The organism is Fluviirhizobium alvei, assembly GCF_030551875.1.
GTDB classification, from domain to species: Bacteria; Pseudomonadota; Alphaproteobacteria; order Rhizobiales; family Rhizobiaceae; genus Rhizobium_E; species Rhizobium_E alvei.
This window is the reverse complement of sequence record NZ_JAUOZU010000024.1, coordinates 19358-41840: the sequence shown is the minus strand read 5'-3', so window position 1 is coordinate 41840 and position 22483 is coordinate 19358. Positions and strand designations below refer to the sequence as shown.

The 22483-nt window shown below is 54.9% G+C and carries 37 protein-coding genes and 1 tRNA gene; 4 read left to right on the top strand and 34 right to left on the bottom strand.

The features are described from left to right. From Q4481_RS23835 to Q4481_RS23820, 4 genes are read right to left on the bottom strand one after another with little or no spacing between them, the layout of a single operon-like run. Positions 1 to 396 (bottom strand): DUF6950 family protein, encoded by a 396-nt coding sequence (locus tag Q4481_RS23835; protein WP_304378929.1) that lies wholly within the window; start codon positions 394 to 396, stop codon positions 1 to 3. Further along, complete coding sequence (locus Q4481_RS23830; RefSeq protein WP_304378928.1) at positions 396 to 965, bottom strand: hypothetical protein; 570 nt, start codon at positions 963 to 965, stop codon at positions 396 to 398. Before Q4481_RS23830 ends, Q4481_RS23835 begins: the two co-directional genes overlap by 1 nt. Then, positions 965 to 1672: a hypothetical protein gene (locus Q4481_RS23825; RefSeq protein WP_304378927.1), complete on the bottom strand. Its 708-nt coding sequence runs from the start codon at positions 1670 to 1672 to the stop codon at positions 965 to 967. Before Q4481_RS23825 ends, Q4481_RS23830 begins: the two co-directional genes overlap by 1 nt. Beyond that, a complete protein-coding gene (locus Q4481_RS23820; protein WP_304378926.1) occupies positions 1669 to 3723 on the bottom strand; it encodes a phage tail length tape measure family protein in 2055 nt (684 codons plus the stop codon). The genes Q4481_RS23825 and Q4481_RS23820 overlap by 4 nt, the downstream gene beginning before the upstream one ends. A gap of 55 nt (positions 3724 to 3778) precedes the next feature. On the opposite strand from Q4481_RS23820, the gene Q4481_RS23815 reads away from it, so the two are divergent. After that, on the top strand, positions 3779 to 4390 hold the full coding sequence (locus Q4481_RS23815; protein ID WP_304378925.1) for a type VI secretion system-associated protein TagO: 612 nt from the start codon (positions 3779 to 3781) through the stop codon (positions 4388 to 4390). 66 nt (positions 4391 to 4456) lie between these two features. On the opposite strand, the gene Q4481_RS23810 is transcribed toward Q4481_RS23815, so the two are convergent. From Q4481_RS23810 to Q4481_RS23795, 4 genes are all read right to left on the bottom strand, one after another. Next, positions 4457 to 4696 (bottom strand): hypothetical protein, encoded by a 240-nt coding sequence (locus tag Q4481_RS23810; protein WP_304378924.1) that lies wholly within the window; start codon positions 4694 to 4696, stop codon positions 4457 to 4459. Further along, the gene (locus Q4481_RS23805; RefSeq protein ID WP_304378923.1) at positions 4693 to 5559 is read right to left on the bottom strand and encodes a Rha family transcriptional regulator; all 867 of its coding nucleotides are present in this window, start codon (positions 5557 to 5559) and stop codon (positions 4693 to 4695) included. Before Q4481_RS23805 ends, Q4481_RS23810 begins: the two co-directional genes overlap by 4 nt. A gap of 271 nt (positions 5560 to 5830) precedes the next feature. Next, complete coding sequence (locus Q4481_RS23800) at positions 5831 to 6208, bottom strand: hypothetical protein (protein WP_304378922.1); 378 nt, start codon at positions 6206 to 6208, stop codon at positions 5831 to 5833. Continuing rightward, positions 6205 to 6369, bottom strand: coding sequence for a hypothetical protein (locus tag Q4481_RS23795; protein WP_304378921.1), 165 nt, complete (start codon positions 6367 to 6369; stop codon positions 6205 to 6207). Before Q4481_RS23795 ends, Q4481_RS23800 begins: the two co-directional genes overlap by 4 nt. Before the next feature lie 290 nt (positions 6370 to 6659). Between Q4481_RS23795 and Q4481_RS23790 the strand changes: the two genes are divergently transcribed. Then, on the top strand, positions 6660 to 7205 hold the full coding sequence (locus Q4481_RS23790; protein WP_304378920.1) for a GIY-YIG nuclease family protein: 546 nt from the start codon (positions 6660 to 6662) through the stop codon (positions 7203 to 7205). A 119-nt stretch (positions 7206 to 7324) separates the two neighbouring features. Beyond that, a complete protein-coding gene (locus Q4481_RS23785; protein WP_304378919.1) occupies positions 7325 to 7729 on the top strand; it encodes a hypothetical protein in 405 nt (134 codons plus the stop codon). A gap of 30 nt (positions 7730 to 7759) precedes the next feature. Here Q4481_RS23785 and Q4481_RS23780 read toward each other — a convergent pair whose 3' ends face one another. From Q4481_RS23780 to Q4481_RS23765, 4 genes are all read right to left on the bottom strand, one after another. After that, positions 7760 to 8053 (bottom strand): phage tail assembly chaperone, encoded by a 294-nt coding sequence (locus Q4481_RS23780; protein ID WP_304378918.1) that lies wholly within the window; start codon positions 8051 to 8053, stop codon positions 7760 to 7762. Positions 8054 to 8145: 92 nt separating this feature from the next. Next, complete coding sequence (locus tag Q4481_RS23775) at positions 8146 to 8532, bottom strand: hypothetical protein (RefSeq protein ID WP_304378917.1); 387 nt, start codon at positions 8530 to 8532, stop codon at positions 8146 to 8148. Positions 8533 to 8541: 9 nt separating this feature from the next. Beyond that, a complete protein-coding gene (locus tag Q4481_RS23770) occupies positions 8542 to 9030 on the bottom strand; it encodes a hypothetical protein (protein ID WP_304378916.1) in 489 nt (162 codons plus the stop codon). Positions 9031 to 9048: 18 nt separating this feature from the next. Then, positions 9049 to 9474 carry a phage tail terminator-like protein gene (locus tag Q4481_RS23765; protein WP_304378915.1) on the bottom strand — a complete coding sequence of 142 codons (426 nt, stop codon included), beginning with the start codon at positions 9472 to 9474 and terminating at the stop codon, positions 9049 to 9051. 13 nt (positions 9475 to 9487) lie between these two features. On the opposite strand from Q4481_RS23765, the gene Q4481_RS23760 reads away from it, so the two are divergent. Beyond that, positions 9488 to 9721, top strand: coding sequence for a hypothetical protein (locus Q4481_RS23760; protein ID WP_304378914.1), 234 nt, complete (start codon positions 9488 to 9490; stop codon positions 9719 to 9721). Here Q4481_RS23760 and Q4481_RS23755 read toward each other — a convergent pair. The 22 genes from Q4481_RS23755 to Q4481_RS24635 form a co-directional block, all read right to left on the bottom strand. Further along, entirely contained in the window at positions 9678 to 10124 is a 447-nt protein-coding gene (locus Q4481_RS23755; protein ID WP_304378913.1) for an HK97 gp10 family phage protein, read from the bottom strand. The two genes, Q4481_RS23760 and Q4481_RS23755, sit on opposite strands and share 44 nt — an antisense overlap. Further along, the gene (locus Q4481_RS23750) at positions 10124 to 11173 is read right to left on the bottom strand and encodes a putative phage head morphogenesis protein (protein ID WP_304378912.1); all 1050 of its coding nucleotides are present in this window, start codon (positions 11171 to 11173) and stop codon (positions 10124 to 10126) included. Before Q4481_RS23750 ends, Q4481_RS23755 begins: the two co-directional genes overlap by 1 nt. Positions 11174 to 11176: 3 nt before the next feature. After that, positions 11177 to 11299, bottom strand: a complete 123-nt coding sequence (locus Q4481_RS23745; protein WP_304378911.1) for a hypothetical protein — start codon at positions 11297 to 11299, stop codon at positions 11177 to 11179. Further along, positions 11296 to 11661: a hypothetical protein gene (locus tag Q4481_RS23740; RefSeq protein ID WP_304378910.1), complete on the bottom strand. Its 366-nt coding sequence runs from the start codon at positions 11659 to 11661 to the stop codon at positions 11296 to 11298. The genes Q4481_RS23745 and Q4481_RS23740 overlap by 4 nt, the downstream gene beginning before the upstream one ends. Continuing rightward, positions 11661 to 12188 (bottom strand): DnaT-like ssDNA-binding protein, encoded by a 528-nt coding sequence (locus Q4481_RS23735; protein ID WP_304378909.1) that lies wholly within the window; start codon positions 12186 to 12188, stop codon positions 11661 to 11663. Before Q4481_RS23735 ends, Q4481_RS23740 begins: the two co-directional genes overlap by 1 nt. A 2-nt stretch (positions 12189 to 12190) precedes the next feature. Then, complete coding sequence (locus Q4481_RS23730) at positions 12191 to 12454, bottom strand: hypothetical protein (protein ID WP_304378908.1); 264 nt, start codon at positions 12452 to 12454, stop codon at positions 12191 to 12193. After that, positions 12454 to 12696 carry a hypothetical protein gene (locus Q4481_RS23725; protein ID WP_304378907.1) on the bottom strand — a complete coding sequence of 81 codons (243 nt, stop codon included), beginning with the start codon at positions 12694 to 12696 and terminating at the stop codon, positions 12454 to 12456. The genes Q4481_RS23730 and Q4481_RS23725 overlap by 1 nt, the downstream gene beginning before the upstream one ends. Positions 12697 to 12744: 48 nt before the next feature. After that, entirely contained in the window at positions 12745 to 13890 is a 1146-nt protein-coding gene (locus Q4481_RS23720) for a major capsid protein (protein ID WP_304378906.1), read from the bottom strand. Between the two features lie 100 nt (positions 13891 to 13990). After that, entirely contained in the window at positions 13991 to 14764 is a 774-nt protein-coding gene (locus tag Q4481_RS23715) for a DUF6651 domain-containing protein (protein WP_304378905.1), read from the bottom strand. Between the two features lie 133 nt (positions 14765 to 14897). Beyond that, the gene (locus Q4481_RS23710; protein ID WP_304378904.1) at positions 14898 to 16424 is read right to left on the bottom strand and encodes a DUF4055 domain-containing protein; all 1527 of its coding nucleotides are present in this window, start codon (positions 16422 to 16424) and stop codon (positions 14898 to 14900) included. Continuing rightward, positions 16421 to 17773 carry a phage terminase large subunit gene (locus tag Q4481_RS23705; RefSeq protein ID WP_354542340.1) on the bottom strand — a complete coding sequence of 451 codons (1353 nt, stop codon included), beginning with the start codon at positions 17771 to 17773 and terminating at the stop codon, positions 16421 to 16423. Before Q4481_RS23705 ends, Q4481_RS23710 begins: the two co-directional genes overlap by 4 nt. A 3-nt stretch (positions 17774 to 17776) precedes the next feature. Beyond that, a complete protein-coding gene (locus tag Q4481_RS23700; RefSeq protein ID WP_304378902.1) occupies positions 17777 to 18277 on the bottom strand; it encodes a terminase small subunit in 501 nt (166 codons plus the stop codon). A 5-nt stretch (positions 18278 to 18282) separates the two neighbouring features. After that, positions 18283 to 18474, bottom strand: coding sequence for a hypothetical protein (locus Q4481_RS23695; RefSeq protein ID WP_304378901.1), 192 nt, complete (start codon positions 18472 to 18474; stop codon positions 18283 to 18285). Between the two features lie 213 nt (positions 18475 to 18687). After that, a complete protein-coding gene (locus Q4481_RS23690) occupies positions 18688 to 18987 on the bottom strand; it encodes a hypothetical protein (RefSeq protein WP_304378900.1) in 300 nt (99 codons plus the stop codon). A gap of 20 nt (positions 18988 to 19007) precedes the next feature. Next, positions 19008 to 19084 (bottom strand) — tRNA-Arg (locus tag Q4481_RS23685). Between the two features lie 847 nt (positions 19085 to 19931). Continuing rightward, a complete protein-coding gene (gene nusG / locus Q4481_RS23680; RefSeq protein ID WP_304378899.1) occupies positions 19932 to 20546 on the bottom strand; it encodes a transcription termination/antitermination protein NusG in 615 nt (204 codons plus the stop codon). A 16-nt stretch (positions 20547 to 20562) separates the two neighbouring features. After that, on the bottom strand, positions 20563 to 20769 hold the full coding sequence (locus tag Q4481_RS23675; RefSeq protein ID WP_304378898.1) for a hypothetical protein: 207 nt from the start codon (positions 20767 to 20769) through the stop codon (positions 20563 to 20565). A gap of 14 nt (positions 20770 to 20783) precedes the next feature. Further along, positions 20784 to 21218, bottom strand: coding sequence for a hypothetical protein (locus Q4481_RS23670; RefSeq protein ID WP_304378897.1), 435 nt, complete (start codon positions 21216 to 21218; stop codon positions 20784 to 20786). A 246-nt stretch (positions 21219 to 21464) separates the two neighbouring features. Continuing rightward, complete coding sequence (locus Q4481_RS23665; protein ID WP_304378896.1) at positions 21465 to 21680, bottom strand: hypothetical protein; 216 nt, start codon at positions 21678 to 21680, stop codon at positions 21465 to 21467. Next, positions 21677 to 21967 (bottom strand): hypothetical protein, encoded by a 291-nt coding sequence (locus Q4481_RS23660; protein ID WP_304378895.1) that lies wholly within the window; start codon positions 21965 to 21967, stop codon positions 21677 to 21679. Before Q4481_RS23660 ends, Q4481_RS23665 begins: the two co-directional genes overlap by 4 nt. After that, complete coding sequence (locus Q4481_RS23655; protein WP_304378894.1) at positions 21964 to 22251, bottom strand: helix-turn-helix transcriptional regulator; 288 nt, start codon at positions 22249 to 22251, stop codon at positions 21964 to 21966. The genes Q4481_RS23660 and Q4481_RS23655 overlap by 4 nt, the downstream gene beginning before the upstream one ends. Then, positions 22242 to 22478 (bottom strand): helix-turn-helix domain-containing protein, encoded by a 237-nt coding sequence (locus tag Q4481_RS24635; protein WP_354542341.1) that lies wholly within the window; start codon positions 22476 to 22478, stop codon positions 22242 to 22244. Before Q4481_RS24635 ends, Q4481_RS23655 begins: the two co-directional genes overlap by 10 nt. Between the last annotated feature and the right edge of the window lie 5 nt (positions 22479 to 22483).

Here is a 22483-nt window from a genome sequence, read left to right as displayed (position 1 = left end):
TCAGATTTCCCAGATGTTCAGCGCCGGAGCGCAAACTATGCGTTGCCCGGCATGAGTCAGAACCGACCAGCCGTCAGGCGTTGCGATCGCCCCGAACTGCATGGATGATTTCAGCCTTGATCCGACAATGCCGATTGCCCCGACCTTTGGCCTCGCAATCGCGCGCCCTCCGATCCGCTGGACGCAATCACCAACAAGCGCCGCTATCCCGCCGGCTTCCTCGATGATCCGCAGATAACCGGCCTCATCGTCGTATGTGCCGCGCAGATGCTGCGCCGGATCACGATGACCGAGCCAGATTGCCCAGGCGGCGAGATAAAGGCAGCAATCGTTTTTCCCAGGCTGCCAGCCTTTGCCATCCTGTGCCGCGAGAAACGCGGCAAGCGTCTCGTTCATCACCAAACAGGCCAACGGATCGATTTATCGACAAGGCCGGGGATCCGCTCGCAGGACCGATCCGGATTGGCGCCGGGATTGATGACAGCCGAACGCGCCTTCTGGTCCGCATCCGAAAGAACAGAGCCGGAGGGCCGCGCAATCAGCGCAAACCGGTTCGTCACTTCGACCGAAATTGTGAACTGCTTGCCGTCGTCGGCTGCTGTTTCATCGAACGAAAAATTGTCGATCCCGCCGGTAAAGCAGATGTCAGGATCGCCAACCGGCTGTTCAAAATCATCGAGCGGCTGAATCAGAAACCGCACCCGCGAACCGACGATCGTCCCGGCCTGATAATCAGCCCATACGGTGCTGAAAATCGCGCTGTCGATACCGGAGATCGTGAAAGCAACCGTGAACGATTCAGCATTGATCGCGCTTTCAATCTGGTCGATCGCCTCTTCATTGAGACGTGCAGCCCGCCAGATATTGCCGTCAGCATCCATGAATGGCCGGCCAGATCCATCCCAGAGCCGCACCGTCTGGCCCGGAAACTGGATCTCGCAAAGAATACGCAAAGACCTGATCATCACGCCACCAGCGACGACCAATAGTCGGTCGCTTCCCGGAACGTGACAGACCGCTGCTCAAACCCATCCGCATTGTAGCCGCCGTCCATGCCGCGATCGTCGGCAAGGTGGCAAAGGCAGGTTGGGTTGTCGAATTCCAGCGATGAATCCAGCGGGATTGTCGCGGCAATCGACGGCGTGATCGTCACCTGCACGACCTTGCCTGAGACCGAAAGCACCTGCCCGATCTGGTAAAGCGCGTGCTTGTAAGAAAACCGCGCCCCGGCAAGATCGAGGCTGCCACGATCGACACGAAGGCGCATTGTCGTCGCGCCGATCTCGGCAGCAGCGCCAGCGCTTCGGATTGAAATCGCACCCTGCCGATAGCCGGTCCCGTCCGAAAACGTGGAGCCGTCCGAATGCGTCAGGGTGCTTGGGAGCTCATATTCGTCGGAAGCATATGGCTGCGCAGCATTGCCTGCCAATGGCACGACAATAAGCCCTGAGCGGCCTGAAAGAATGGCAGCTATGGCGTTCCATGTCCGCTCTTTCGCGGTCCCGATTACCGGGACATTGCCATAGGCGATTTCCCAATAGCCGAGATCCGTCCGCGTCACCGGCTCGACGCCGCCCAAAGAGCGTCCGCCTGACCGAGTGAACGGAACGATCACAGGAGCGATGCTTTCCGGTGTCAGCAGGCCGAGCGGCCAATGAATGAAGGTGCTCATGCCAGCCTATAATCCCGTCCCTGCTTCTGCATCTGGTACTGCGACATAGTCGGAACCACACGAGAACTTGCTGCCTTGACGATTTGCGGAGCTGCGCTTGCGACCTTTCTTTCTGCCACGACCTCAACGTCTGGCATGATGTTGAGAGCGGCGTCCCTCTTCAGTCCGACGTTGACATGCAGGACATCGTTGCGCGATCCGCTGCCATTCTGGTTTGCCGGCATAGGCGCGACATATCCGCCTGATGCATAGCCCTTGGCAGACCGGTGCATCGCCTCAAGATTGCCGACGCCAATGCGATCGGTGGCACGCTTGGAAAAGACATACTCGCCGCCATGGACAACGCCAGCAACAGCCGAGGCCGACCGGGCGCCGGTATAACCACCAGACGCGAAACCGAAGAGTTTCCCGATGCCGCCAAAGAGCATGCCGAGAAATCCACCGGAGCTTGAACTCGATGTGCCGCTGGCTGCAAAAAGAGCGTCTACAAGCTCGTCTTCGACCTTGCTGATGATCTTGTCGAGAACGTTCATCGCCGCGTTACCGAAAGACTCCCAGAAGCTTTTGCCATCCATCAGGCCGGATCGCAGGTCAGACAGGAACCCTTTTGTCGCGCTCTTCGCGTCTTCAAGGGCCTCCTTGGCATTTTCTATTGCCTCTTTTTCTCGATATGTTGCGTCGATTATGTCTTCAATTTTCTTTTTCTGCTCTTCCGTTGCGGCACCGCCAGCCCGACGGATTGCATTCATTTTCGCCTGCTCTTGGGCGCTTTTACCAACAATAGACTGCTCATATTCAAGCTGTGAGATAAGATCTGTTACAGCCTCTTTTTGACGCTCTATTTCAGATACGCCACCGCCAGAGCGGCTTGCACGTGCAGCAAGACGAGCCGCGGCTTCTGCAGCGATCTGCGTCTGAGATTTTGTTGCATTTGCACGTGCAGTCTGATCTCTGTCAGCATTGATAAAGCCGAGTGGATCAAGAGACGGCAAAGTGGAGTTGCCAAGGTTTTTCGCAAACATCTGTTGGGACAGTGCTGCCGAAACCTCTGCCCGGAATCCTCCAGCTGCGGCAATCGCGGCATTGATGCTGGGAACAAGTTCATCAAATACAGCCCGCAATTCTATTACGGACGGAATGCCAAATGTGTTGACGGCAGATGCCATCGCGTTTTGCGCGTCAACGAGATCCTTGGTTGTGGCTGTTCCGTCAGAGATCTTTACCTGGAGATCACCGAACGCAGACGCGAGCGAGTTGGCAACGGCGCTGCCTTCATCGCCATAAGTCCGCAGATTCCGTATTGCAGAGGTATATTGCTGATTTATCAGGCCTAGGACATCTTCGACCTTTGTCGTTTCTGCCTTTGCAGCGACTTCGCCTGCGCTTCTGAGGTCATTTGCCTTTCTTACCCGCTCCAGTTCATCAGCGTACGCCTTCAAGCGCGGTGTGGCTTGGTCCCAGTCATTTGCCACCTTTCCGATAAGCTGTGACTGCTTTTCGATGACATCGTTTGCGCCGCTCCCACTCGTCTCGATGCCAAAAAAGTATTGTGCGGCGGCGGCTCCGGCTGTCACAAGGCCAATTGTCAAAAGTGACATAGGCGAGAAAATGGAGATGAATGCAGCGCCAAGGGCACGCACGGCTCCGGCAGCCCCCATCGGCCCCATGACTGCGGCCATCTGGGTTCCTTGCTGAAGCGCGATCTGGAGTGGTGACATCCCCATAGCCAATGTCACCCCAATATCTTGGAACTGGGCCGCCAGGTTCCCGACGTTCAAAGCAGCAGTTTTCGCAGCGGAACCATGAGCGATGATCGAGCGCGTAGCGTTTTGGGCCGACCTAGATTCCATATCAAGGGCGCGCGCAGCGTTGCTTGCGTTAGCCGTCATCGCAGCCGCAGCCGTAGAGGCATTCTTTGTTCCAGATGAAACACCATTTGCCGCTGCTTCTGCCTTCATGGCTGAATTTGTCAGGTCATTGAGAGCCTTTGAACCATTTTCAACCTGCCTACTATCAACGGCAAGGCCAAGTGTTGCAACGTCCATCGCCATTTACCTTTGCAAATTGGTTGGCTATCGTCCTCGCGTTTTTGCAACGGAGGATAGAATGCGTTTTGCTGCTATTTTTGTATTCATTGGTTCTGTCTGCGCGGGGTCGGCAGTCGCTCAACCGTCAGATTGTGCGAAGGTTGAACATGATCTTGATCGCCTGTCCTGCTACGACAAACAGAGTGGACGAACCCCAACCGTTGAAGTTGTGACGCCAGCACAGTCCACCAAGTGGGTGGTGCAAAATGAGGTATCGAAGCTCACTGACAAAAAGCTCGTGTTCATGTCAGTTGAGTCCGAAGATATCGTCACATGCTCGTTTGGACGCCAGAGCAAGGTATTCTTGAACCTTCGGTGTGCTGACAATCGAACTTCCGTTATGGTCAGCTCAGAGTGCCAGATGGTGTCAAATATCCCAGGCTATGGGACAGTTGATTATCGTATTGACCAACATCCGGCACGATCTGTGGAGATGGATCAATCGACGGACAGCAGAGCGCTTGGGCTTTGGTCTGGATCCAGCGCAATACCGTTCATCAAGCAGGCCTTGGGCGGGAAGAAATTCATCGTGAAGTTTACGCCTTTTGGCAGCAGCCCAGTTACCGCTGAATTCGATATCACTGGAATTGACGACGCCATCAAACCATTGCGCGAAGAATGCAAGTGGTGATCCATGTAAAAAGGCGGCTCCGAAGAACCGCCGAAAATTCATGTCAAAATGTCACCAGATGGCGATTTATGCCGCCATCACCGTCATATCCACGACTCTTCGTGCACTGAAGGAAGTCTTGAGCTCATCCGCTTCCATTAGAGCATCCGCATAGTCGTCTCCGTCCCACATGCAAATGCGACCGCCATCACCCTCGATGACGCTGACGTAATAGCGATACTGGCCAATGAACGTCGGAAGCGAGCAGTTGCCGTCCGCAATAACGGTTCCACCTTCAATCTCAATGTGCGAAACGTTCTTCATCATGCATTCTCCTGTTCCATATCGGATCTGAGAAGATCGACGATCCGAGAAGCCCACATGAGTTGCTTGATCGGGACTCCGTGCCCGGTCTTCTTGTCGGTGTCCTTGAAGACGCCGCCCGCGCGCTCACCTTTCGGCGTCAGTTCGTAGTAGACGTGCCCCTTGTGATCGCGGAGCGCGTTCTGATACTCGAAGCGGACGAGAAGCTTGTTGGCCTCCTGAGCACTACGTATACCGAGACGCTCGGCGATATCAGATGGCCGAAGATCCGGTTGGTTCACCTCGGCGTCAATGCGCATGAGCCCCAGAGCACCCATGACATCAAAACCGGTTGTCATTTTCGTCGCCCGGTTCGCAGAGAGAACTGCCTGATTGCCCTTTAGACCGATATCTCGGGCAACGGACCGGAACATCCTGAACTGAAGGCGACCTTCCCTGGCTACAGCAAGGCGCTCATTTGTCGGAACGTTGACCTTGACACGAGCCGACTGGATATTCCCGCGAAGCTCAGCCTCCATCACGTTGAAGGCTTCGATGTACTTGAGCTTGAACGACAGCGCCTTCTTGCCAGTGAAGCCCATTGCGAGCAGTGTGAAGCCATCACGAGTCATATCGAAGCCGCGATCAAGCCGAACGCCGAAACCAACTTTCACTTCAACTTCAATGGGCCGAAAATTCGGCTCAATGGAAGGCTCGCGCTGGATCAGGTCGTCTATGGCGTCGAGTACATGCTTGTGTGCTTTCTCGAAGTATTCGGCCACGTCGCGGCTGTTGGCAACGACTTCGCCTCCCTTCATGAAGACGATCGGGTTGCGTTCTGCGACGATCGTTGTATGAGATGTAGTAGGATTTTGGATGCTGCCCATGATATGGGTCCTTTTCGCTGGCGATCCCTAAAATCGCCGGTGGACACGAGGGGGAGCGGCGGCAATGGTGTCCAAGCAAAGACGCCGCTCTCCCTCACCCCGTTTAGGGCCGGGGTATTCGCCATCGCGAATCTTCTATGATGTGTCAGAAAGCGGCAACGCATCGCAATAGAATTGCCAAGCCCTCCACAACCTGCGCACCAATATCATTTTTGTTCTTCTTTTGTGCTTGATTTCTGGATGCAATTATCAGGCGCCGAAACGCCAGATTTCATGTGATGTGTTTCCAGACGCCTGTAACTCGGCCTTGAATGGCCCGGTTCATCATCTCGTCCGGCACGGGGCCGTAGAGGTCGCCTCGCGCAAATCTCTCAAGCCACCAGTGGCCGTCTTCATCCCGCCAGATCCGCCCAACATACGGCATCCCTGACGTTTCAGCCTTCGTGACGAACGTCGCTCCGCTCTCGGGCGTAGTGTTCGCTTCATCGAAAACGATCACGTCTCCCTTCTCTGCGAACGGAGATGCGTGACCATCAGCCATGGTCAGTCTCGCCAGCGTAGCGCTGCTTGCCCTTTCAGGGGCGAGCGCCACCGTGTGGGCCGTAGCAGCAAGAACAAGGCCACCCTTCAAAACAGCGCGCCGGTTCATGCCACTTCCTCCAGAACGCGAGCAGCGCCGCCGGCAAGAACCGGCTTCTTCGGCTCCGTAACAGCATAGGCAGATCCGGCATCGCGCTCCGCACGGCGGAAGGCATCCGCTACAACGGGGTTTCGGAAAAGCGCAGAAAGGGGTATGGCAGAGTTAGCCATTCGATGATCCTCCTAAGATCCTCGTTTCGGTTAGGGCCGGTCGAGAGGTGCGAACTCTTGTATCGGCCCGTTGCATTTGTGTGCAACTGTGTTTAATATGAACTCATTCTATTTGAATGTCAACTGCACACAAGTGAACACATGGCAAAAACTTCTGCAATTTCAGTTCGGGTGCCAGATCAAGTGAAAGCCGCCGCTGAGAAAGCGGCAGCCGATGATGATCGGTCCCTGGCCTCCTACGTCGAAAGACTCCTGACAGCAAACCTCAAAGAAAAAGGATACCTGCCAAAGTGAGTTATCTCTACATAATCGCCCACCCTCTCGGATGGCGGAAGGTTGGAAGGGCAAACGACCCCATAAGACGATTGCGCCAGCACCAAGGCCACTCAGGGTATCCGTTGGTTGGAGAGGCTATATTCCCCTGCGATGATGCGACAATTGCCGAACGCCGCGCGCTTTCCAGTCTTCACAGTTTTCGTATCATGGGCGAATGGTTTAACATTACCTTCGATCAGGCACTTGCAGCAGTATCCAAAGCGACCGGCAGCGAAGCCAAGCCATTCCCGTCTCTCGCCATAAGCTCCTGCATTTCGGCTGGCGATGAATATACGACGAGCGCAATGATAAGACGCATTCAAGACCGCCTAGGTCTTGCGACTGAAACCTCCGTGTACGATTTACTTTCTGATGATTTAAAGCCTTGGGTGGATGAACTTCGTCAGCGTGACATTGATCGAGGGAAGGTACCGTTCGAACCCGATGACAAATGGATAGCCTATGTAAAAGGCAGCATGAAGCAAACCGCTGATACACGGAGACGAAATGCCTCACCGTAATTCCGAAGCGATCCGCCGCATCCTCCGCGACTGGCTGATTGGCCACGGCTACTTGAAAGACTAACTGGACAACCTCTCCGAGTTTTGCTTGATTGCTCTGATCGTATTGGGGGGCAATCATGAAAATCGGACTTTTTGTAGCCGCGCTTTTGACGCTGCTTTGTGGGTGCACGACGCTTAACTATGAGCCGTTGGAGTATACCGTCCCGGCCAGTCGGCTTGAAACGAGAGAGGCGCTTGTCGCCGGATTTTCTGACGCAAAATACAGGATCAATACCGATAGCGATTTCACGTTGCTGGTGGAGCGATATCAAACGCCCGGAGAAATGGTCTTCTCCAACAACTTGAAGATATTCTACCAGTTTGCGATTACCGGCGACAACCCTACCAAGATATCCCCACGCATCATCGCGACGTTCGGCAATCCTCTTAGCCCTGGCCAAGTTGATGTCACTCATCGGGAAGACCTACGTAAGGAATTGGAGGCGAAGATGGCCGCTATTACCTCAGGGCTAAAAAGTTGATCACCCAGCAAGAAGCAGCCATGGTTTTCACTAATCCCGATCGCCCGGACGCTTGTTGGCAACGCGCTGTGCGTCTCGCTCCTTTTCAAGAGCGACGATATAGGCGTCATCCATTTCTATGATGATTGTAATTTCGTCTCGCAGGAGGATTTCTCCTGTGAGGCGTGACCAAAATCCGATCTCGGAATAGGTCAAAGGCTGCGGTCCATTCATTCCATGCTGACGGCGTCTGTTTAGCGCCCAGAATGCAGACCAAAGGCTTTCGCCTTCTTCAGGTATATCCGGCGTCTGGATCAGATCGTCGCGCCCGAAGCGCTCGTACATTTCGCGCTTCGAGACCGTGTCTTTCCCCGCCCGACCGCGATCAAGTTCATAGCCTGGCGTGTTCCATTCGACCGCAACGGCGACGGCTTCGCTTAGCCGTTCGCCGAGGATGCGAAAAAAGCGGTTTCGTCTCCGAGCGCCTGATCAATCTGCTTGGCGATCGGCGGCACGGACAGCAGTTTGCGCTTGTTCGCATCATTGCAGGCCGGGTTCTTGTCGCCGCCAAGGTTGGCATCGCCGGAGAAGCTCCACGACACGATCGCTGCGGAAAGAATAGCCGCCGCGTTGTCATCGATCTTTTCGGCGGTGACTGTGTTGCGTCCGCCCTTGAGCGCCTTGTTCTTGATCATGCGCTCGACGGCCTTGACCTCATCGCTTTCAAGGCTGCGCAACTCGACCGTGACGCCGATATCTTCACCGGTCGCCGGGTGCTTGAGAGCGAGGAACGTTGTGTTCGGGGTGATTGAAAGGAGATCCATGCGTCAGCCTCACGGAGTTTCGACAGGGGCGACGTAAATCGGCCGCTGATCAGTGAATGCCACCGTGTAGGATTCACGGATGAAATCGTCGGTGGAGCCGCCAAGCATCTGCGGGCCGGAAACGGGGCCGGCTGCATACATGATCGTATTCGACCAGTCTTCCGTCGGCGCATCGTCATATTCGATCTTGATCGCATAGATATGCTTGGTGGCGCCGGCTGCCCGGATCGCGATCTGGCCAACATCGTCAAAAATGCGGGCGACCTCGATGGACAGTTCGCCGGCATCCTCGACGCCCTTGGCCTTCGACGTGACCTGCGTTGCAAGCGTGTTATAGGAGATCATATTCGGCGCGGCGCCGTAATCGCCGAGGTTCCCGACGGAACCAATTTCCGAATAGGTCAGAGCCGCGAAGCCAGCGGCATTGAGCGGCAGCGTCACGGCAGTGGTGCTGATGGATACTTTCGCGCCCGCGAGGGTCGTCTTGATGCCAGCCATGGTAGGCTCCTTTCTATGTCAAGAGAAAGCGTGATATCGAACCGTGACAGGCACATGCACACGGTCAGTTTCCTGCAGCGGTGGGGCTGCATAGGGCTTGCGATCGATCACAATCTTGAGCCCATCCTTGTAGAGCTTCGTCTCTTTGGCGAAGTGGTCGATGATACGGTCGGCGGCTTCCAGCGGCTTGATGAGTCCGACACCATTCTTCCAGTAAACGGACACCTGCATGATCCCGCGGTGCTGCTCCTGCCCTGCCCCAAGTTCGGTGTTGGTCGTGTCGTTCGGCAGGAATGACGCCTGTAGGTAGTTGCCCGGTTTGGCTTGGCCGGCAGCTGGGAAGTCGATACCAGGCATTGCGATCTGCAAAGCAGGCGTGAACGTCAACGTGCCGAGATGTTCAAGCAAGGCAGAAAGGATGATTGCGTCAGCACCGGTCGCCATATATCAATGCCTCATGTCCAAAAAACTTCTCACCGACAACGAGGCCCATGACGCCCTTCTTCAAGCCCGTGAGTTGTTGTCCCAAAAGAGCGGCATCACAAAACGGGCAGAAACAGCCATTCGCGCTGCAGACAAGGCGCTATTGCTTCTTGCTATCGGCCTTCTTATGGCGGCGGAAGAAGGAAGCGACGGCAATAAAGCCATCATAGACCAAAAGCCTGTTTCACCTTCTTCGCATTCCGATTGACGATATCCGGCCAATTCATGGCCGCTAGGCGTACAAACCCATCGGCTGGCTGCCCGTTGGCCCCATATTCGCGATATGCGGCATAGGATGCCGTGTAACCGAAATAGAGCGTGTCATCGAGAGATGACCCGGCAATGACTGCTTCCACCTGTCCGAAGTCGAAGGAATAGCTACCGCCATCGGCAGGGCGTGCGCTGGCATTGATGCTCGGCATAGACGATGTGCTTGCCATGAGAGACGACCAGAGAAAACCGGTGTCGAACCGCATGCGCCCGCCTTCCGACCGGAGCGTCTGCATATCGCGAACGACTTCCTTTGCACTCTCATTTCGAACAGCCTCGATCGCCTCCGGCACCTTCTCAGCCCATCCAGCGACTGCAGCGGCGAAAGAAAGCGATGCCATTAGGCTGTCCTAGCACGATACTTGCGAAGCCCAGCGGCGACATAATCGATGTCATAGCTCATGCGGCACCTGCAACCTATCGTATGCCTCGCCGGAGCCTTTGGGTCATGCGGATACATGAGAGGGGTTCCATCGGCGGCGATGAATGGTTGATCAAGCGGCACGCCTTCTGCTTTGTAGCGGGCAGCCATCTCAATGTGCTGCAAACGCGGATGCTCCGATCCAGAATGCTGCCAGTGCTTTGTCACGTCCTGCGCAGCGATCTTTCCGGCCTGGATCTGCTGACGGATTGCATTGTCGCGGACGGTGAAGAGTGCGGTGCGGGTCTCCTCCAACGCAATTGTCTGTCCGCGCAAGAGAAGGTTTCTGTCGGATAGCCTCGCAATGAGCTTCGCCACCATATCCGGTGGCACCGGTTTCCCATCGCGGATCGCTTTGGCAACGGTTCGATCAAACCGCCGGTCTCGTGTCTTCAATTCGAGATAGCGGCGCATTCCATCGACGTCGCCAGCCAGCAGACTTTCGCGTGCGCGGCTGATGAACTCAACCTGGCGCGATGTAAGCCCAATCAAGCCCCCTTCCCGCCGCCCGGTCACACGGCTGATGCGACCGACGACCTCAAGCGCCGTTGCGGTAGGGTTCTGCCCACGCGATAGACCGCTTTCGAATGCGATGCGCAGCGCCTCTCGTTGATCGTCTGTGATCCTTGTTACAAGCCCTGACGATTGCGACCGAAGAAGCGCCTCAGCCTCAAGGTTCCGGACGCCGAACTGAAACAGGACGCGCGTTCCATCGGGTGCGACCAGCTTTGGCAGGCTTTCAACCATGCTAACCCCGCCGGCATTGAATGCCTCTTGCAGGGCGATCTCAAGCGCAGAGAAAACTTCCGACTCGATCTGGATTGCCTTGATTGCTCCGTAGATATCACCACGCTGCAGCCTCTCGACGACAGCCTTGAGCACAATAGCGGACTTGATCGCTTCGATGCACTCGCGAAACGCCGCCGCAAGCCGTGGCTCATAGCGTTCAAGCAATTCGTCAAAGTCCATACTTCACCCGATCATCCAGCCAGTCGATTCCCAGCCATAGCGGGCGAACGCGCCAACCACGAAAGCGATCATCGAGCCGCGAACCATGAGGCGAACTGTCGAGCGTGGCGGCCTGTTGTCGTTCATACGGTGAACACCACTTCCCATAACACGACTGTTCCAGCCGGGTTAAGCGGACGGACTATCTTGATTGCATGCTCAACTCCACCGACCTCGATGAAATCAGCCGTCGTGATGTCTATGGCAAGCCCAGAGGTGGAGACATAGGCCATTTTATCGGTGGCTTCGATCAGCGTTCCGTCGATCTTGTCGAGTGCGATATCAATGACGACAAGCGTGCATGCATAGTTCGTTGTCGTCACTGTAGGGTCATAGGCCGGTCCGTACGCCGGGCCAGAATCCGTCGTTCGCTTGATAGCGCCTGCTTGCCCAAAGCGCCCTATAAGCCTTTCAGCCGTTGCGCGTGATTTGGCGTAATCAAAAGCCATCAGACCCGAACGCTCCGGCCAATGATCGGGCTAGACGTGCCAGACAACAGAAACTGCGATACCATATCGCGCACCGCCAACAGCACAGGCCTTTGCGCATCTGCGGACGTGTTGCTAAGCGCGTATTCTGTTTCAAGCGGGCCGACCTTTTCGCGCTTGACCAGTTCGGAAGCCTTGAAGTCAGGGTTCATAGCACCAGGATCCACAAGCTCACGCAATGCGATCTCTGCGACGGCGTTCTGAATTTCGATCGGGATCTCGTCGGAGTTGATGCCGTAACCTTCCGCGTCGATAACGCCAGAACGCGGCCACTGGAGCGCCTGCGAACGTCCTCGGGTGCGGAGGCCCTGCCATGTGAAAGAATTGCTGATGAACGCCGTAGCGCGGCGGATTGCGGCTTCCTTGAGCGCGTCCGTGCCGGTCCAAGTGCTGTTGCCGATCGCGCTATGATACGCGTCGGAAAATGCGAGCGTGATAAGCGCGTCCGCGTCAGACAGGCCGGTTCCTGTTTCGACTGTAAGGGCCATGGTCAATCCGCCTTGGTTTGCCGTTCAACATACTCGTGCTCAAGCCAGGCGATAGAGCCAAGCATTTGATAAATGTCGGGGTGCGTGTCACACCACAATGATAGACGGTTGCCCTCGTGGGTAAAGCCAGTTCCAACAAAGCTTTGAAGCCGTCCTGTCTTCGCCATTTCGAGAAGGTTTGTGATCGCCTTTATCAATGGCTGGTTCGGCTCACCAAGCTCTGGAGGGTTTTCACCAAAAAGCGTGTAGACGTTGCCGCCAGCCATCACGCCTCCTGTGCATTCAATTCGCTGTATGCCTTCAGGAGCTTATCGCGGCCTGTCTTGTGATGCGGTCGAACACCGGTTGCCTTTTCGATGGCGTCTCGAAGTTCGGTGTCTGATAGGCTGATGTCGTCTTGCTCTGCAGCATCATCGACAACCCAGCCGAATTTCTTCATGTTCTCTACTTCGTCAGGGTGAATATCGCCGGTCTTGCCGTCGTCATGCCTGATCATTCGAATAGTCATGGTTCACCCGTGTGGTTAAGGGGCGAGTTTCCCCGCCCCTGTAGTTGGTTAGCCAAGCAGCGTTGCAATGGCGTGCGGGTTCCATGCCTTCGCCTGATAAAGGCAGGTGACGTCAAACATCGCCTTGTTATAGCCCTTATAGGCAGAGATGCGGAACACGAGGCCCGAGAACGGATCTTGCACGATCATTTCATCGACCGCGGCGTCGCCGCCCTGCGGCTTTGCAAGCGGGCGCATGGCAAGCTCGACGGCCGACTGATGCAGTGCGATGTTGGCGCGATAGTTGTTGCCAATCGTCATTGCAATGTTGTCTGCGAGGGCCGCACGAAGACCAGGAGCGCCGATCGCAAGCGAGCCACCAGAAAGGGCCGTGTTGACCACGTACTTGTTGGTGTCGCCAGTGAAGGTGACAACATCGCCAGCAAGAACAGTGCCAGAGCCGGTGTCGAGTGCGACCGTCTTGTCACCGACAGCATAACCGGAAGCGTTGTTCGACTGGTAGCTGGTGCCGGTGCCCTTGGTGTGAGCGATGACCTGCGCGCTTTCCTTGAGCATGAAGCCCTGCAGGTCAAGCAGCGTGCCATTGCGGAGCATTTCGGCGCCGCCTGCTTCGTTGACCTTCTGCAACTGCGCGAGCTGGCGAAGGTTGGTGCCGGCGGAAGTATTCACCACGAGAGACACGCGGCCATCCATCGGGATGCCGTTGTCAACGAGGATCTGACGCATTTCGGCGACTTCATCGAAGTTGGAACCGAACGGCGTCGTGCCAGCCGTGCCGAATGCACGCGATGCGTTCTGATACGCGACAGTAGCGACATGATTTTCAATGGTGTTCACGATGCCGCGAAACGCCTGCTTGATCTGGTCGCCGTAGATCGTCTCGAACCCGGAGCCGTTGTTGACATGCTTGATGTCTTCACCGGTCCACGGGATGCGAACGGATGCGATCTGCGAGATCGTCATGGTCTTCGTGTCGATCGTCTGATCATCGCCTTCCGGGATGGTCATGGACGGCGTCGCCGAAGTGTTGACGGTCACGGCGCGGGTGGCGAACGAACGAACGGTGTCGCCCTGTGCAGCCTGCTCAGAGCCGGAATTGATGGTAACAGCCGGGATGAAGCCTACAGCCTCACGACCGACGATGTCCGCTGCCTTGTAGATGTCAGCAGCAAGATTGCTGAGTACGTTTGCCATTTGGATTTCCTTTCGAATGAATGGCGATGTTTTGGGAGGATTGGGCTATCCAGCCCGAGGCACCGCCAATCTTCCGAATGGACGGTAGAAGGAGTTAGGCTTAGGCAGCATCCACTACCTTATAACCCTCTTTGAATTTTGCGGACCGCGTTGCCTGGTCCATTGCGTCAAATTCGGCGCGTGTCATTGTCTTCTCGCCAGAACTGTTCCCGCCAGAAGACTGACGACCGCCGCCGCCATTTGCGTTCACGCCCTTTAGAATGTGATCCTTGAAGGCGTATGACTCGACGAAGGTTTCGATAACCTCGTCAAAGCTTGCCAGTTCGCCGGGGCGCGATCTGGAATAAATCTTCTGCCCGTTCTGGTCATAGCCGATCGGCTTGCCGTCCTCGACCTTGATCTGGTTGCCGAACTGGAGGCGGACAAGATCAACGCCAGCCGGGGTAAGCTTTTCCGCCGCGAATTTCGACTGGCCAAATGCGTTTCCGATCACAGCCTGATTGAGGCTTCCGGTGAGCGCTTCCTTGTCCTTCAGTGCCGCTGCAAGTTGTTCCTGCACTGGCTTGAGGGCGGTCTGGATTGCCGCGTCCATATCACCAGCCTCGACCAGCTTCTTGGCGTCGATCTTGGACAGCTTGTCGAGAGCATCACGGGCGCCGGCTGGGTCAAGCCCATCGAATGCCTTGGCCTTGGCTTCTGCTGCTTCCTTTGCTTCGCGATGCGTCTTTGCTTCGCGCTGCAATTCGCTGATCTTGCCCATGGCTTGCGCCGCGTCGAAAGGAATGTCTTTCCCGTCGTCGTGGGTATAGACCGGCTTTCCGTCCTCTACGAGGGCGTAAACCTTGCCGTCCTGTTCAATTGTCTTGAGCTTCATCTGTGTCTTCCTTTGGGCTTCCACCCACTGTTTGCGGTTTCCACCGCGTTTCGCCTTATCCATCCGGAATCAGGCATGGTTGGCCGTCTCCGCGTTGCCGCGAAAACAAGGACCGCGTTGCGCGATCGTGCAGTTATTGCAATTGTGCGTCCTGCTGCTGCTGAGCAGTGTCAGGCGTGACAGCGTCAATCATTTCGCCGTCCGTAGGATCGCCGGGCATTTCTGCCAGGATACGTTCGCGCTCATCTTCGAACGTGATGTTCGGGCCGATGATGCCGCGACGCTTAGCCTCATCGAACCACGTTTCATGGCTGATGTCGCCACGCTCGCGAGCCGCGTCAACGTTCGTCATTCCTGTGTCTTCCTTGAGAGCAAGCGCAAAGTCTGTGTTGATGTCAACGACAGGCTCAATCTTGCTCTTGATCCAATCGGCTGTTGCCTTAAGACCGTTCTCGAGGAAGTCCTTGAAGTTAAGCACCCAAGCCTCAACGACAGTGTGCGCCTTGTCGCCAGCAAATGCGGCTGTAATCGTCGTGATATTGCCTGACTGAGACGTGAGCGGCTGGCGTCCAAGCTCACGCAACTGCGCTTCCGTCTTGTCAACCTCGCGAGACAGAAACTCAAGCGACGTTGCCGACGGCTCAATGAACGTCCATTCGCCGCTGTTGCCGTCACCGTCAGGAGGCGCGTATAGAACGCTCATAGGCCCAATCGGGGCCGCAACAGGCTTGCCGTCGTCGCCGACAGGAGGCGTTACGCCATTGCCGGCAAGCATCGGGAATGCGCTCATCTGCCGAGCGTGCTTGAGTTCGCTTTCCTGCTGGTAATGCTCAATCTGCAGATATGCCGCCGACTGGAGAGGAGGACGAACAACCCAGGAGTTTCCCTCACGCTTGCCAGTGACAAACGCGAACAGCGGAATGTATTTGATCGTGTACTGGCCTTGGCCGATCAGAACCCATTCTTCCTCGTTTGTCGCTTTGTTCTTTCTCTCTTCGTAAAGCGACCAGACAGGCGGCCCGGCTGAAATCGCTGTGCCATCGTCCTTGCGCGCTACTTCGCGATCAATCACGCGGACACGTTCTATCTCGCGTTCGCCCCATCCATCACGCTCGCGTGAATTCTCTTCAATGCGGGCGTGAACAATCGTTTCCTTGCCGCCGATAGTCTCGGAATACACGGCCTTCACGCGGCTAGCTGGTAGATGAATCCAGTACGGACGCGCTCCAATTGCCCGCTCTTGTGCGACTGTGGCGCCCGGCGGCACGTCGCGGGTGTAATCGACAAAGAGCCATGTGAAAGCGTCAGCAACGCCGGCATGAAACGCATTGGCTGACCAGACGTGGATATGGTTGCCCTGCCCGTCAATGTCCTCCAGAAACGGCTCAACCGGCCCGGAATTCTGAACAGATACTTCCTTCTCGAACGGCTTGGAAGCGAGCGTGTCCACGATATCGGCGAAGATGTTCGTAAACTTCGCAGTGCGCCGTCTGATGTCGTAGTCTGATCGAGCCTCATGCGGAAACTTCGGCAGATACTTCTCGCCAGCTTCACGCATAGCCGCGGTGCCGCCAAGGATGGTTTCCACCATCTCCCAATAGCTCTGCATCTTCTTATAATCGGAAGACTCGCTTTCAGGCGTCTTTTTGTCGTCTGTCATCTCGTCGTTCCTGAATACGTACCAAAGACAGCCGCCGCCGGCTGTTCCTTCACCATGAGTTCCGTCAATGCCCAAACAAGGGCGTCAGCCCTGTCCGGAGATCCTTCACCGACATAGCCAGAAGGAGTGAAATTGCTCATCTGATCTTCAAGATCAGGGAAAGACCCGACATGGTGAACTTTCCCTTGTTCATAGAGCGCGCTTACAGGTTCCGCTCTGACGACCTTGCCTCGGCTTGCGACAACCTCTTTGAAAGGAACTTTCCTGTCAGCTGTGGCGATCGTAAACCTCACCATATCGCCGCCATAGTTTCGCTCACCTATGACCCTGTCCGCTCCGAACCTGTGGTAAAGGTCAACAGCCCGCCGGCCCCATCCTTCCGGGGATAACTGGCACGTTCCATCGTGCAGAACATAGCCATGGCCATCAATACCAAGCCCAGCTACCACAATACCGATGTCATCGCCACCGCCATCACCACGCGTTCCTGACGGGTCTACGGCAACAACGATCCGGCGCAGGTCAGGAGCGCTGGAAACGCGAAGGCTATCTATCCCAGGCATAACCTTGCCGTCAGGCGCCAAACGATCCTCAAGAGCCCATAGCGCACCACTGACTTCGCTTGCCCATTCTCCTGCCTCGAACCTCAAGCGCTTTGCAGCTGACATCGAGGCAAGCACGTCAAAGTATTCGGAAGGCAGGTTGGCCGAATTATCAACCGGGTTGACCTGCATCTCTACATAGTCTTCCGGCTTGGCCAGCGCCTCTTTTGTCCCCGGCTTTACCTTGGCCCGAAACATCTGATAGCTCCAATGGAGCTTAGATGGCGGGTTGCAATCGAAGTAGGCTTTGAGAGCCAGGTGTGTACGACCCGTTGCCTTCGCTATCTCAGTCGCCAGTTCAACCTTTTGAGCAAGGCGCGACATCGCCATTTCGACGGATGCCCATGGGATCTGGCTGCTTTCGTTGAAATAGAGCGTGGCGTATTCCTGCCCAAGGATCTTCTCGACCCGCTCCTTGTCATCAAGCCCTGCAATCCAGATCTGAGATCCGTTTGGAAGCTCTACGTAAAAGTCCGTCTTGTCGAACCGCACCTTCAGAGAAGGGAAGCACAGCAGCAAGACCTTTGGCAGCGTGTCCGACCATACCGATGTTTTTGCATGGTTGAACCGGAAACGAAATATAACATGACGCGATCTAGGCGCGTTGATCGCTCGCTGGACAAGAGCCCTAACGAGAACGAACGTTTTCCCAGACCGGGAGCCGCCGCGTAGCATGATGTTCCGCGCGGGGCCAGCAAGAAGCCTGTTAGCCTCTCTCTGCTTCTCCGTAAGCTTTACAGGTGTCATTCGTCACAGTTCTGCGTCCTCTGACGTCACATTGAGAGACATCCCGCCCGAGTGTTCAACGCGCTCGATAAACATGCCAAGATGCTTGGCGATCTTCTCAAGAGCGCTGTTCTTGTCCCATACCTTGATCTTGTGGACGTGTTCGACTTCTCCATCGCCAATGTTGCGCGTCACTACTTCGACAGAAGCGATAGCGGCAGCTGTGTCGTCGTCCCATTCCTCGGGTCGCAATAGGCGTCCGCTTTTGTCGAATGCGCGTCGAAGATCGGAGAAGCCGATGCGAGAGAGTTCTTGCAGAACCCTGGCTACTGTAACCTCTGCCCTGTCGGCCCCTCTATTGATCAATTCCGCCACACGGCGCTCTATGTTCACATTTGTTGACAGCCTTGATGCAGCAGAACGGCTTGGTGCATATCCAGCCTGCACATAAGCGTCAACTGCGCTTGCCCCTTTCGCTATGGCTTGCGCAAACGCTTCATGCCGCGAATTGGTGAGAACAGGCATCTATCTCAGATAACCTTGATGTCGGTGTTGACCGCAATATTCGATGGCGCCACGAAACCAGCAACCCATAGCGCCGCCCGCATGAGAGAGAGCCGCAGGCCAAACGCTCTCGGTGTAACGACCTCAATGGTTAGTTCGACATTCGGCATCGGTATTGATGCTACTTCCATATCAATGGCCCTTACATTATCCAGCATGCATGATTTCCCGGTTCATGGCCTGTAAAGGGACAGGCTAGGCGGCGGTATTGCGGCTTTCACCGATCGATGCTTGGCGCTCTGCTTGGAGGAGCACAGGAGGGGCCCGCCCTATGAATTGTTACCCTAGTCGCTCCCTTGCGGGCTTGTCCTTCACGAGGCTTTCCAGACACTTTTATGCAACTACGGCTATTAGCAGGCCGTCTGCTTTGGCTATCTAAGCCCAGGCACTCCGCCGTTCACCATGTTCTCGACAGCATCGACAGAATCTTTTCGCGTCCACACTCTGCGCTTTTGAATGACGACGTTTCTTTTACCTTCCTTGATCTCAGGAAGCGGGTTTCGTCTCTTCATGGTAACGCGGCCAATCTTGCAATGACGCTCGGAGACGTTGAAAATATTCTCATACGCAAGATCGGCCCACATAGGAGATGCGGCTTTGACCTCTTGCAGGCCAGCCATGATGCGGTCGAAGACTTTCTTGCCAGTCGGCTTGAACCTGTTCGACGTCACGTCGTATTCTCCGTTTGGCTTGGAGCCCGCAGCAGGGCTCGAACCTGCGACAACATTCTTAGAAGGAATGGACTCTATCCAGCTGAGCTATGCAGGCGGAATGATCAGCAAGGCCGGGTTGTCACCGGCTAAAGGTAGTCTGGCCAACTGGCTCCGAACTCTCAGGTCGTTTCGGTCCAACCGCGTGTACTAATCCACGCCGCTTGCTGATATCGTTGCCCATTCTGGCGAATTACACAGACGACCGCCGGACCGCTTAACCTGGCTAGCAGGAGGTGTTGGGGTGCAGCATGAAGCCTGCATTCCGGAGCGGCTTCAAAACACCATCGTCTTATATGTTTTGGCTGCACGGTTAGCCTGCCAATGGCGATTTTTCTTGCCGTGCTCAAGTACGATGTTCTAGTGACATTGCCATCGTACTGGGCTTCTGGGACCGTACTACATCCCTCGCTATAAGGCGCTTCACCACCCACTAAACACCATCGTATGATATGCTTTGGAACGGCGTTGGATTCGAACCATACGGCGCGGAATCAGCGCTATTACCAACTCATCGTGCCCTTTGAGACACCATTCCAAACTATTAGCGGCGATAACCTATACAGGTTGTCTTTTGTTATCCGTCGCGGCTTTCACCACAATACGGGCCGCCAGCGCCATCTATGGCGATATGCTTTGGAATGGATCGGCTCTGGACTTGCAAGATTATGCCAAAGGAGGCACCCATCACCATTTCGTAATCCTGCCAAACGATGGGCAGTCAATCACGCCATTCCAAACTGCTTTGCCGACAAGGCTTGCGCTGACATCAATCTCATGTAGTCAATGCTGCATTCGGCAAACATGCGGGAATTCAGGCAATATAAACCCAGCGCCATTTAGATATGGCGGAGGGCCGGCGATACCGCTCTGAACACCCAAAATCATGCCTAATGCAAACCTCTTTACACTGCTTCACGGAAATCTTCAATACCAAGCTCAACCGGAACAAGTCCATTCAACGTGTTAATCACAGCTTTGATCGTATTGCGGCCTGTAGCATCCACGATAACCCCGGCCATGCCTGAAAGATAACCTTCGCTTGAGACAATGATGCGCTTGTTCGCCGGGAACAGTTCACGCGCCTCTTTGCGAGTTAGCTTGCGGCATAGCTTGCGCTCTTTCTGCAGCCTTGCAGCACGGCGACGTTCTAGAATTTCAATCTCGCGTTCCTCTGCGTCACGAATAGCGGAAATAGTCGCCTCAGAGATCGCCATCGGCGAGCCAGCTACGCCAAGGATGTCAGAGACGCCAACGACGTCCTTTAGCTTGTAGAAGCTGGCAGGATTGCGGACGAACATATAGCCAACCATGAGCGGATAGCGCTTGGTGATATACTCGTCTGTACGGTGGTGGCGGATCTCGCGGTATGTTGCCGGCATAAACCCGTCGAAACCTGCATGGCGGAGGTTGCGTTCAATGATCGTCTCGTCCTCGACAAACCTGTCACCGGAATAACCAGCCTTGACAGGCCGTTGTGAGCCTGGACGTGTGCGGATTGCATACCAGTTGTTTGCCATGCTCAATCGTCCTTCATTATGCGCGCCAGATAAAAGCGCACGCGATGACATTGACTAGGAACACGGCAGCAGCTCCGCCAACAACTAATGCCTGCACCAATGCGTCTCCTGAGTTATATTTCAAGATAGACGCAGATAACACGATAACGCCAAAAATAGCAGAACATGCAGCGACTGTTATGCCAATTTTCGCAAGATACATAGAAGGCTTATATCCGTTCATGCTCAATCGTCCTTTCACTTGTCGTCGTCTGGGTTGACTTTCCGCATATCCAGATGGTCGGCAGCTTCTCTAAGCTTGTTTATCAGCCAATCGTTTTGATCGTCGTCCTCCGCGCCGTCCCATAGAGATACAGATCCGTCCTCGAACCATCCTCCGAGCAAAGCAAGCTCGCCTTTGCGCGTATTGATGTTCTTTACGACTCGCTCCCTTGCAAGCTCAGGAGAACCAACGCATGTAACACTAAAACTACCTGCGTCTGTCTTCTCAGGGCTTTTTGGCTGGCTTTCGAGCTTCGTCACCCATTCACCGCCGGCATCTAGCCCATTGCACGCTGCGCATTCTGTCGTGCCGTCTGAGTACATGTAGAACGTTGAGCAACCGCATTCAACGCAAAGATAGATCAGGCGCTCTTTTGCTTCTGGCCTTAGATCGATGACGTTGTCTGTCATGGACTTACCTCCAATAATACACCGTTGGATAATTTCCCTTGGTGTTTGAAGCAAAGACTGATGAATGAAAAAGCGCTACAGCATCGCTTTCCCATGACCAGCTATTCTTTATGATCAATCTTGCCAGTTCCGTACGGTCTTTTAGCTCTCCATGATCATCAAAAAGCAACTTATAATTTTCATCGCCTCTATCCGTTCGGTACGGATCAAACTTAAGTTGACCTGATGGTGTAAAGCAACGTTCAATCATAGCTTAGCCTCGTTTACGATGCGGTATTCTGAGATAGAGAGAACGACGACCATTGGTTCCGGCCCCCAGCTATCAAGCAAATCGTGAATTTCAGCCTCGCATGGTTTGTCTACATTTCCGTTCTCATATTTCACTTCTACTAGCGTATCGCCATCAACCGGCATTCCTTTGCCGTCGTGCTTGATCCATGGGCCGTAGCTGTATTCTGTCATGACGCGGCGGCCTCAACGCTCTCTTGCTCTAGCCACTTGAACCAAGTTTTTACCGCAGCCTCGACGCGCGCACGAGCTTTTTCATGGTTATCAAAATCGATCGTTGCCCTACTCATCGTAAGGCTAGGAAGATCAATTCTAGCTCTGTACAAAGTCGGGTCGCCTTTCGAAACTGTTGGGTTAAACCACCCGCCGACGGCGATCTTTCCAATGTACAGAATTTCTCCTGTCGAATATTGTGCCGTGTTTCTCTTCCACACGAACTTTCTCTCGATGATATCAGTCATGCGCCATTCTCCAGAATAGACACCTTCGGCAGAGAACAGACATAGCCGGTGGATGTCACGAAATTCATCACGCCGTCTTTCGGCTCTGGCATCCTTGTTGTGCGAACAATGATATCACGAAGTGACACGCCATACCTCTGAAATTTGCTTCTTACAGTATCATTTCTAACACCATATTTCTCGGCTATCTGCTTCGTCGTCATGCCTTCCGCGAATAGCTCTACAAGCTCCTCAAGCGGCGGCAATGTTGAATTCGCGTATTCTGCTTTGCGTTCTACTCGCATGCTTCCTGCCTCTGTTTTCTAATCTTGCGGACAGCGCTGAGAATAGAGCTATGATCACGCCCGCCAAACCAGCGCCCAATCTGTGGGAGCGAAAAGCTAGTTTGCCGTCTAACCTCGTAAATCGCCTCATGTCGCGCACGCACCAAAGTCGCATCTCTACACGGTCCTCTAACCTCAGAAACTGTGATCCCAGGGTACGATTTAAGCACCTCTGCAACTATCTGCATGATGC